We start from the raw sequence: 9333 nt of genomic DNA, 5'->3' as shown, positions 1-9333 counted from the left end.
TCACCGGCAACAGCGCATACCAGGATGGTGCCTGGATGGCATCGCTACCCTTCTCGTCCAGTTCGGCATGTTCACCGCGGTGCTGCAGCGGGTCGTAACCGGCCTTGCGGTCGCAATGGCGCTGCCAGAAAAAGTGCAGCAGCGTGGTCACGATCAGCATCGGCACAATCAGCCAGATCTGGTAGTCGACAAAGTAGGTGGTCGGATCCAGCAAGGACTGGCCGGCGGCGAAGATCGCATTGGCCTGGGTGGGCCCTATCTCGAATGCCTGCGTAGTCACGATCACGCCACAGGCCGAAGCTGGGCTGATGCCCAGATTGCGCATGATGGGGTACATGGTCACCATCAGCAGCAAGCCCAGACCGGTGGCCGAACTGACGAATAGCGATACGAATACGCCAACCAGATAGCAGATGACCAGCATCAGATAGCTGGACTTGATATTGGCAACCGGCTTGACCGCGACCTTCACCAGCGCCTGCGAGGCGCCGATATGCGACATATAGGTGGCAAAACCGGCGACCGCCATAATGGTCAGACCCAAGCCTGCCGCACGCTTGGAGAAGATGCCGTTAAAAACCTCGAACAGGTCGAACAGGGCAAAACCGGTGCTTTTATCCGGTGCCAGAATGGGGTGTATCCCCATCCAGTAAGCCACGGCAAAGATGGCCATACCGGCCAGCGCCAGCACTGCCTGCGGGTTGTAGTCCTTGATGATGGCGTAGATCACCAGACCCAGCACCATCACTACAAAGAGCAATTCCATGGCTAGTCCAAATATTAAAAATCAGAATTTTATTAAAATCTGATGAATTGTGCTTGATACGGCTCAAAGAAAGTCGGATGCCTTGCTTATTCACCGCCCCCCTGGCCGCGATCTACTTACCTGCCCTAAGCGGCCCCTGCCACTTATTTATACAGCGTATACAGCCTCAGTTCAGGCTCATCCGCATACACCGCCATCTTGCCCTCGTAACGCAAACCCAGCTTTTCCAGCAAGCGCTGCGAGGCGAGATTGTCGTCATCGGTGATGCCCAGCAGCCGCGGCAGCGCCAGCGTCCCGATAGCGTAATCGCGGCAGGCCTGCGCTGCCTCATAACCATAGCCTTGCCCGGCATAAGCTGGCAGCAGGGCAAAACCGATATCCGGCGCCGGCAACACATCGCGCCGTACCAGACCACAAATGCCGATAGCCGTGTCGTCCTTTTTCAATGCTACGCGCCACAGGCCATAGCCATGCAAGGCGTAACTGGCCGCCGGGCCTTCGGCCAGATAGCGCAACGCGTCTTCGGCATTGCGTACCTTCTTGTCGCCGATATTGGCCAGAAAGGTCGGACAGTTCAGCAGTTCGATCAGGAAGTCGGTATCGCGGGCAGAGAGCTCGGTCAGGCGCAAATGGGGCGTTTCCAGCTGGAACATGATTTCTCCAAGACAAAAGACAAATGAAAACGCCGCCCGAAGGCGGCGCAGGCAAGGACAAAGCGCTTATTTGTAGCGCGGCGGCAGCAACAGCGCCGGCACTTCACGCTTGGCATGCGGCTTGCGGTCGTTACGCCCGGCAATACGCGGCGAATCCGGCTGGCCGGCGTAGTCGGCTTCGTCAAATACTTCCTGACGCGGCGGATGAACCAGACGCACCAGCTTGCGCGCGGTGAACTCGGTGCGATCCGAGCTGCGGTCGTTGCGGTCCGCGCGCTCGTGGCGCTCGCTGCGGCGTACCACTTCCTTGCGCTCGGGACGCTGGCCGGCACGGGCTTCGGCCGGACGGCTTTCCTGCGGCCGGCGCTCCTGCGGGCGACGCTCGCTCGGGCGCGGTGCATCGGTGTGATGTGCCGCCGGCTTGGCCAGAGTTTGCGCCTGCAGCCACGACGGCTGGAAACCTTCCACCGTCTTGGGGGCAAACTTCTGTCGCGTCAGCTTCTCGATGCCTTCGAGCTGGCGCTCTTCGCCCTGCGCCATAAAGGTGATCGCCACACCGCTGGCACCGGCACGGCCGGTACGGCCGATGCGGTGCACATAGTCTTCCGGCGCATTAGGCATCTCGTAGTTGACCACATAAGGCAACTCGTTGATGTCCAGACCACGTGCCGCCACATCGGTCGCGACCAGCACCTTGACTTCGCCGGCCTTGAACTGGTTCAACGTTTCCTGACGTGCGCTTTGCGCCTTGTCGCCATGGATGGCTTCGGCAGCATGGCCATCACGCTTCAGATCACGCGCCAGCTGGTCGGCCGAAATCTTGGTACGGCAGAATACGATGGCCTGGCCCATCTGGCGCTCGCGAATCAGATAGGACAGCAGATGGCGTTTGCGATAGCTGTCGACCTGATACACCAGCTGCTCGACGTCTTCATTGGTCGAGTTCTGGCGCGCTACTTCGATGGTCTGCGGGCTCTTCATAAAGTCGGCAGCCAGGCGCTTGATCTCGGGCGAGAAGGTGGCCGAGAACAGCATGGTCTGGCGCTCCTTCGGCAACAGCGCGAGGATCTTGCGGATATCCTGGATAAAGCCCATGTCCAGCATGCGGTCGGCCTCGTCCAGCACCAGCACGTCGACGCGGTTAAGCATCACCGTTTTCTGGCCGACATGGTCCAGCAGACGACCCGGGGTAGCGATCAGGATTTCCACGCCACGGCGCAGCTCGGCCACTTGCGGATCCATATTGATGCCGCCGTAAACGGTAGTGGTGCGCAGCGGCAGGTACTTGGTATACAGGCGGGCATTCTCGCCGACCTGATCGGCCAGTTCGCGTGTCGGCGTCAGGATCAGCGCACGCACCGGGTGCATGGCCGGCGACGCACTGGAGCTGGCGAATTTTTTCAGACGCTCCAGCAGCGGCAGCACAAAAGCGGCGGTCTTGCCGGTACCGGTCTGGGCGGCAGCCATCAGATCACATCCGCTCATCACCAGCGGAATGGCCTTGGCCTGAATCGGCGTGGGCTCGGTATAGCCCAGCTCGTCGATGGCCCTCTGGATTTCCGGCGAGAGGCCAAGCTCGGCAAATGTCATGTTCAGCTCCGGCGGCCCCGCCCATGGCAAGGCCGCAATGAATAATCAGAAAACAGCAACGCCGCTCCCAACGGGGCGGCGTCAGTCAGCGGGACATCCCGCTTTCGCGTCAGGCAAACAAGCCGGCAATAGTCAGCAGCAGCAACAAGGCCAGCCACAGCAATACGGCACGCCAGATCAAGCCCACCGCACTTTTCAGGTACTGCGGATCGGCTTCGTCTCCGGTGCCCAGTTCCGGGCGGATCTTCAGCAAATAGTCCTGCCTGAGCGGATCACCCAGACGCACACCGATGGCACCCGCCGCAGACGCAAGCAGAATGCCTGCAGTGTAGTTGCCCCAGGTGCGCGCTTGCGAGCGCCAGCAGTAAATCGCATCCTCGAAGTTGCCCATCACGGCAAAGCTGGCCGCAGCCAGACGCGCCGGCAGCCAGTCCAGCCACAGGCCGAAACGGGCGGCAAAACGGCCGAACGGGTCTTCATCGAAATTACGCTCGCCCCACTTCTGGGTCAGCATCGCCGAGAGCCGGTACAGCAAGGCGCCGCTAGGGCCCGGCAACAGTACAAACCAGAACATGGTGCCGAATACATGCCGATAGCTGTCGAGCACGCCCTGCTCTATCGCCAGGCGCGACACCTCGTTCACCGACATATCCGAGGTAGGCTGACCGATCCAGCCGGACAAAGCCAGCCGGGCATCGTGGTCACGCCCTTCGGACAGCGCCAGCGAAATCTCGGAAAACGCACTGGAAAAATGGCGAAAGCCCATGGTCAGATACAGCACCAGCACAGTCCACGCCAGCGCCAGCGCCGGGTTCAGCGCATACAGGCCATAGTAGATAGCCAGCGACAGCAGGACCGGCGGCAAAATCGCCACCAGCCAGGCAACGACGCCATGGCGCTCGGAGCCGGCATTGAAGTTGCGCTCGAGATGGTTGGCATAGCGGATAAACAGCAGCCACACCCTGTTTCGGTTACCCAAGGGCCGGATCTGCTCCAGAGCCAGCGCAGCAATCAAGGAAAGCAGAATCATGAGTTCAAGGCGAGTGGTTGAGGGTTCTAGACGCGACTAGAAGATACCACAAAGCGGCAGCGCCGTGGCATGCGAGGCAGATTCAGGCCGAACCCAAAGAGCGCGAACCGGACAAGGTGGCAGGCACCATGCCCTTGCGGCCATAGCCTTCGGCCTGACGCACGGCGCTGGACAAGGTGTCCAGCAACGCCTCGGCCATCAGGCCGCGCTCGCCAGCCAGTGTGGCATTCATGTCGTTGTAGACGCGGGCACGGGCCAGTTCGGCCTCCAGCGCAAGCCAGGCAGACCGGGCATTTTCATCGTGCGCAAGCCAGCCATTGAGCGCTTCGGGCGTATCCAGACCGGCATCGCGCTGCATGGACAAACGCGGCGCGGCCAGTGTGGCCAGCTCGGCAAGCGAGGTTTCTTTTTGCATCGCCAGCCGCTGCAAGACATGGCCATTCAGTGCCAGCAAGGCGCGCTGTTCTTCGGCCAGCAAGGCCGACAACTGTTGCATCACCGATAGTTCGGCCTGACAACTGGCGACAAATTCGGGGCTATTCATCATCACTGGTTTATGCACGGCCCAGCAATTCGCGCGCCGAGCTGATCAGACTGTCGGCGATCGCTTCTGGCTTGACCTGATACTGGCCGGAGGCAATTGCAGTGCGGATCGCATCCACCTTGGCCGCATCAAATGCCGGCGCGGATTGCGCGGCTTTTTCCGCGGCCTGCATGCGGCTGGCCAGCGGGTTGATGGCGACATTCTCGCCAGCGGCCTGAGTCTTGGCCTCAGGCACCCCGGCATCGCGCTTGAGCGCGCGCGGCTGGCTCGCGTAGGCGGCCAGTGCCTTGCTTGAGGAGTCGATTTTCATACTGCATCCTTGCTACTACGGGCTATGGGTTCAATATCGGCAACTTGCGCCATTTCTTGAAGCTTTTTTACTGCATCTCCACGCGCACACTGCCATCAGCCTCGGCGATGCCGCTGACCACGCGGCCACCGGGCATGCGCACACTGACCGGCTCGCCGGCGGCGGCATTATTATTGGCCACGCCCTCGGCCGACACCCTGAGTCCGTCCTGGCTCACCATGGCGCGCACAGTCTGGCGCATCCGCACCACAAAAGGCGCGCGTAAAGCGGTGACCCGGATCACAGCGCCCGGTGGAATCTGGGTGCGCGCTGCACGCCCGACAAGCTGGCGGCTATCGCTGACGCCTTGTCGCGCCAATGCCGGGTTGGCCACGGCTGCCAGACGGATATCACCCATACCAACAGTTTGCCCGGCACCAATCAGGCTGGCAGCCACATACACGCTGGCCACACCGCGCGCCTTCAGCGGCAAGGCAATGCTCCAGCCCAATACCGGGCAGCGCACTGCCACCGATTCGGCCGGCACACCGGCAGGCCAGGCAATGGACAGATCAGGGCAGGCCGGCAGAAACAGCCGCGCATCCGGCGGCGAAACATCACGCACCGGGCCGCGCCCGCTGGCGCTTTGCTGGTCAACAAAACGCTGCGCCTCAAGCTGCAGCCGCGCCAGATCCTGACCGCCCCCCGCACACACAGGCGCGATGCCCAGCAAAAAAAACATTGTCGCAAAAATACGTCGAAACATGGCGCCATTGTACCTGCAACAACAGATAAGCCGACAAACGTTTGACCTAACGCCCACGACTTTAGGATATTTACTCCATGTAGAGCATTTGATCTGCATCAAAAAAACAATCGAGGGCAACACATGCAAGCACAACTGAAAAAAACCGCCTGCGCCGTCACACTGGCGCTGAGCTTGGGCGCCGCGCAAGCGGGTGGATTCAGCCAAGCGTGGTTCTTTGGCGACAGCCTGAGTGATACCGGTGCATTCAGTACGGTTGGTAACCTAGACCCCAGTAGCCGCTGGACCATCAACAATGCACCACTGGCCGTCAACGTACTTGCATCCCGGCTCGGCCTGAGTGCAAATGCAGTGAACCCATTGACCGGTTACAACCTTAGCGGCAACAACTATGCACAGGGCGGAGCGCAGTCTGTGCAACCACAGCAGTCAAACAAAGGGCCTTTCTCCGTTCTGAGCCCGCTATATGGAAGCAATATCAATATTGCAAACCTGCCAGCGCAAGTTGATGCTTATCTCGTCCGTAGCGGTGGCAAAGCCAACCCAAACGCGTTCTATTTCGTGTGGGCTGGCGGCAACGACATCCCAGCCGCGGCCTCCAGCCCAACAACTGCACAGACCAGCATTGCCACGGCGGCAGGTTCGCTGGCACAACAGGTAGGTCGCCTATCGGCGGCCGGCGCCGGCCTGATTATGGCTCCCAACCTGCCGGCCTTTGGCGATACGCCAGCCTTAATGAGCGGCGTTATCGGAGCGATTGCAGCCAAAAGTGCAGGCTATGATCCGCTCACCATGCAAGAAGACTCCCCTCAAGGCATCGCGGCGGCAAAAATTTCCTTACAGTTACGGAATGCTGTCTGGCCTGCTCTTAGCCTTGAAAAAACACCAACTACCGCCACTCAAGAGGCTGCTGTTGGACAAGCTCTTAAAAACCTGAGCACTGCCTTGGCTGGAGCATCAAGCGGCCCGGCCTTTGATGCGATGTTGAAGTCAATCACCGAGGAATACAACAATGCAAAGGCTAGCCTTAACACGCTAACAGCTTTCTTTAATAGCTCGGTCGACGCAGGCATCGCCCAAAGCGGCGTCAACGTGATCCGTCCAAACGTTGCCGGGCTGTTCGCCGCCGTACTGGCCAACCCGGCGGCCTTCGGCATCAACAATACGACTGGCTCCGCCTGCATCCCCTCGGCAAGTGCATTAACCTGTACCCTTGGGGCACAAACACCTGGTGCAGCACAAGGCATCAACTATCTGTTTGCAGATGACCGCCACCCTTCACCACTGACACATCAAGCCCTCGGCGACTACTTCGCCACCATCGTACAGGCCCCGGCACTGGCCGATGCGCTGGGCCAGGTGCCGCTGTCGGCACGGCGCATCGTACGCGAGACTCTGTCGGCACACGCCCGTGCGCTGGATGCAGCACCACGCGCCGTCGGCACAGTGGGCGCGCTGGCCAGCGCCGGGTTCGGCCGCGACAATATTGCCGAGGGCGAGATCAAGCCCGAAGCCATCGCCACTCTGGGCTTCGACTATCAGGCCACACCCGAGCTTGCGCTGGGCGTGGCCTTTAGCGGTGGCAAGGTCAAGTCCGATATCGGCGCCATCGGCAGCTACGATGGCGACTATCGCTCGCTGTCGGCGCTGGCCAACTTCCGTCAAGGCCCGCTGTGGCTGGATGGCGACGTTTTCCTCGGCAATACCGATATCGACACCCGCCGTGACGTCAAACTGGGACCGGTTTACCACGAAACTCAGACCGGCTCGACCCGCGCCATCCAGATGGGCTTTGCGCTCGAGGGCGGCTACCGCATGCAGTTGGGCGTAGTGAATACCGGCCCGCAGGTCGGGCTGCGCTACGAACACATCAAGGTCGGCGCGCTGATAGAAGACAATCTGGACTTCAGCGCCATGCGCTTTGGCGATCAGAAGATCAAGTCGCTGGTCGGCTCGCTCGGCTGGGGCATAGAGGCGCCACTGGGCAGAGCCACCCCCTACGCCAGCATCAGCTACAACCACGAGTTCAAGGGCGATGCTCGCGATATCAGTGCCGGGCTGCTCACTACCTCGGGCAACTTTGTCACCCAAAGTCTGGCGCTGCCGGACAACTGGACCGACCTGTCCGCCGGTGTCAGCGTGGCGCTGGCCAAAAACATCACCGGCTTTGTGCAGATCAACGGCACGGCCGGGCGTGATGACGGCAATGCCTGGGGCGGTAATCTGGGCTTGAATATGAATTTTTAAACGCGAGCCCGCAGCATGTAAAAACGGCCGGCAGACGCGAGTCTGCCGGCCGTTTTGTCTGGCTAAGGCTTAACGCTGGAACGGATACACCGCGCCCAGACCGAGAATGGCCGACAACTCGTCCAGCGCCGTGCGGCACTCGGTCAAAAGTGCCGGATCGGCCAGATCGGCGGCACTCAGGCGGTCGCGGTAATGGCGCGCCACCCAGTCGTTCAGCGTGGCAAACAGGCTGTCGTTCATCCACACTTTGGGGTTGACCGCCGCCACTTCGGCTTCGGTCAGCGCCACGCGCAGGCGCAGGCAGGCAGGGCCACCGCCGTTTTGCATAGACTGCTTGAGGTCGAATACCTTGAGCTCAGCAATCACGCCATCGCTCGCCAGCAGTTTTTCCAAGTAAGCCCATACCCGCGGCGTGTTCTGACACTCCTGCGGCACCACCAGAATCATGCGCCCGTCGGCGCGGGTCAGCAGCTGGCTGTTAAACAGATAGGACTTCACCGCCTCGGCCACGCTGACCTCGGCGTCAGGCACCTCAATAGACTGGAAACGCCCGCCCAGCGCCGCCAGCTTATCCGACAGCTCGGCCAGCACCGCATCTTGGTTGAGGAAGGCCTTTTCGTGGTGGAACAGCACTTCGCCATTGCCGACCGCGATCACGTCGTTATGGAATACACCGGCATCGATGGTATCCGGATGCTGCTGGGCGTAGACCACACCTTCGTCGCTCAGGCCGTGCAGGCGCGCCACCGCCTGGCTCGCTTCCAGCGTCTGGCGCGCAGGGAAACGCGCCGGGCGCGGTGCGGCGGCGTCAAATGCCGACTGGCCGTAGACAAAGAACTCGACGCCGCGCGCGCCGTAAGCGGCACAGAAGCGGGTATGGTTGGCCGCACCTTCGTCGCCGAAATGCATCTGCGCCGGCAGCGCCGGATGGTGGGCAAAGTGCGTCTCGTCGGCAAACATCGCGCCTAAGATTCGACCGGTGACCGGATGCTCGATGGCACGGTGAAACTTGTTATTAAGGTTGGCCGGGGTGAAATGTACGCGCCTATCGGCGGTATCGCCCGAAGGGCTGACCGTGGCAGCGTTGGCCGTCCACATCGGCGAGGCCGAACACACCGCAGCCAGGATGGCCGGCGCCTCTTTGGCTGCGCGCCCGATCACGTCAGCATCGCTGCCGGCAAAACCCAGACGGCGCAAACTGGCCACATCCGGGCGCTCGTGCGGAGCCAGCACGCCCTGCTTGAAGCCCAGATCAGCCAGCGCCTTCATCTTGGCCAGACCCTGCTGCGCGGCCAGACGCGGATTAGAGAGCGCGCTGCCATTACTGGTCGAGGCGACATTGCCGTGTGACAGGCCGGCATAGTTGTGGGTCGGGCCGACCAGCCCGTCAAAATTGGCTTCAAATGCTTGCATGGTTCTTCACTTTCTCGTCAACGTGACAGCTTGCG

The 9333-nt window shown here is 61.1% G+C and carries 9 protein-coding genes; 1 reads left to right on the top strand and 8 read right to left on the bottom strand.

Translation table 11 applies throughout. From position 1 onward, the window contains the following. The 7 genes from dcuC to flgA all read right to left on the bottom strand — a co-directional run. The coding region (gene dcuC, locus EGI20_RS03200) for a C4-dicarboxylate transporter DcuC (protein WP_498629561.1) at positions 1–766 on the bottom strand (766 nt) is incomplete at its 3' end. 143 nt (positions 767–909) lie between these two features. Then, the gene (locus tag EGI20_RS03195; RefSeq protein ID WP_124736541.1) at positions 910–1419 is read right to left on the bottom strand and encodes a GNAT family N-acetyltransferase; all 510 of its coding nucleotides are present in this window, start codon (positions 1417–1419) and stop codon (positions 910–912) included. 66 nt (positions 1420–1485) lie between these two features. After that, a complete protein-coding gene (locus tag EGI20_RS03190) occupies positions 1486–3009 on the bottom strand; it encodes a DEAD/DEAH box helicase (protein WP_124736542.1) in 1524 nt (507 codons plus the stop codon). 109 nt (positions 3010–3118) lie between these two features. Beyond that, a complete protein-coding gene (locus tag EGI20_RS03185) occupies positions 3119–4039 on the bottom strand; it encodes a CobD/CbiB family protein (RefSeq protein ID WP_498629559.1) in 921 nt (306 codons plus the stop codon). A gap of 82 nt (positions 4040–4121) precedes the next feature. After that, complete coding sequence (locus EGI20_RS03180; protein ID WP_498629557.1) at positions 4122–4583, bottom strand: flagella synthesis protein FlgN; 462 nt, start codon at positions 4581–4583, stop codon at positions 4122–4124. A 10-nt stretch (positions 4584–4593) separates the two neighbouring features. Next, positions 4594–4893: a flagellar biosynthesis anti-sigma factor FlgM gene (gene flgM / locus EGI20_RS03175; protein ID WP_124736545.1), complete on the bottom strand. Its 300-nt coding sequence runs from the start codon at positions 4891–4893 to the stop codon at positions 4594–4596. Positions 4894–4960: 67 nt separating this feature from the next. Continuing rightward, the gene (gene flgA, locus EGI20_RS03170; protein ID WP_498629554.1) at positions 4961–5638 is read right to left on the bottom strand and encodes a flagellar basal body P-ring formation chaperone FlgA; all 678 of its coding nucleotides are present in this window, start codon (positions 5636–5638) and stop codon (positions 4961–4963) included. A 123-nt stretch (positions 5639–5761) separates the two neighbouring features. Here flgA and EGI20_RS03165 point away from each other — a divergent pair, with 123 nt between their 5' ends. Continuing rightward, positions 5762–7885: an autotransporter outer membrane beta-barrel domain-containing protein gene (locus tag EGI20_RS03165; RefSeq protein ID WP_498629552.1), complete on the top strand. Its 2124-nt coding sequence runs from the start codon at positions 5762–5764 to the stop codon at positions 7883–7885. A gap of 69 nt (positions 7886–7954) precedes the next feature. Here EGI20_RS03165 and astB read toward each other — a convergent pair whose 3' ends face one another. After that, the gene (gene astB, locus EGI20_RS03160; RefSeq protein ID WP_498629550.1) at positions 7955–9298 is read right to left on the bottom strand and encodes an N-succinylarginine dihydrolase; all 1344 of its coding nucleotides are present in this window, start codon (positions 9296–9298) and stop codon (positions 7955–7957) included. Between the last annotated feature and the right edge of the window lie 35 nt (positions 9299–9333).

It is taken from the genome of Aquitalea sp. S1-19, from assembly GCF_024343515.1.
Note: the sequence above shows the minus strand (reverse complement) of the source record. Positions and strands in the feature narration are given on the sequence as shown.